This is a genomic window from Stenotrophomonas sp. P5_B8 (genome assembly GCF_054049855.1).
This window is the reverse complement of record NZ_JBFULO010000804.1, coordinates 1-779: the sequence shown is the minus strand read 5'-3', so window position 1 is coordinate 779 and position 779 is coordinate 1. Positions and strand designations below refer to the sequence as shown.

Here is a 779-nt window from a genome sequence, read left to right as displayed (position 1 = left end):
CGCTCGCTGTCGTGGCCCTGCTGAGTGTTCTCCTGTCGGGCACGCCCCGTGCCGCGCCCGTGCAGTTCACCGAMTACGGCGATTTCTATCGATCGTTGGGTGGCAACCTGTTCCAGGGACCGGGAACCGCACTGGGTATGCCCTGCACGGAATCGCCGCGACACTGCCTGTGGTCCACCTCGATGATCGGGGCGCTGCAGCGTCATGAAGATGCGCTGTGGACCGTACCAGGCAGCCTGGCGGAGACGCCAACGGATGGGCTTCCCGACGTTGTCTTCGATGGCAAGGCGTTGTCTGTGGGCGCGGGGCGCTGGCCACTGAGCAGCGCCATCGACCTCGCACCGCGGGAATGGCGTACCGGCTCGTCCATTCGCCCGGAAAACCTGGAGGACGTCATGGCGTGGCATCACGGTACCTCCGTGTGCCTGGACATGCGCTACGTCAGCAGTGGCAAGGGCGATCGGTACACCACCGTGCTGTTGCTGCACGGGGAGCGCCTGTACATCCTGCCTCCCCTGTTTGGCACGTGTGCTGCCATTCGTACCGCGCCGGAGCACCGTTTCAGCTATCCGAGCAATACCTATGTGGGGCCCGGGAGGGAAGACAGCCCGCGCGGCTTGCAGGTGGACTACCTGCTGCCAGATGGCAAGACGCGCATTGCGCGCTATCTGTTGCGTTTTCCCGATCAGGAGGATCCGTTTGCCTTCGAGGTCATCGGCGAATAAGGCGCCGCCCGTGGCAGCAACCCGCTCAGAAGCATCCTGTGCATCGTCGGGCAC

At 64.4% G+C, this 779-nt stretch carries 1 protein-coding gene; it reads left to right on the top strand.

Annotated features, from left to right (window positions below; translation table 11 throughout):
* On the top strand, window positions 1-725 hold a 725-nt coding region (locus ACXJKH_RS21560; RefSeq protein WP_457322441.1), incomplete at its 5' end, for a hypothetical protein.
* Window positions 726-779: the final 54 nt, after the last annotated feature.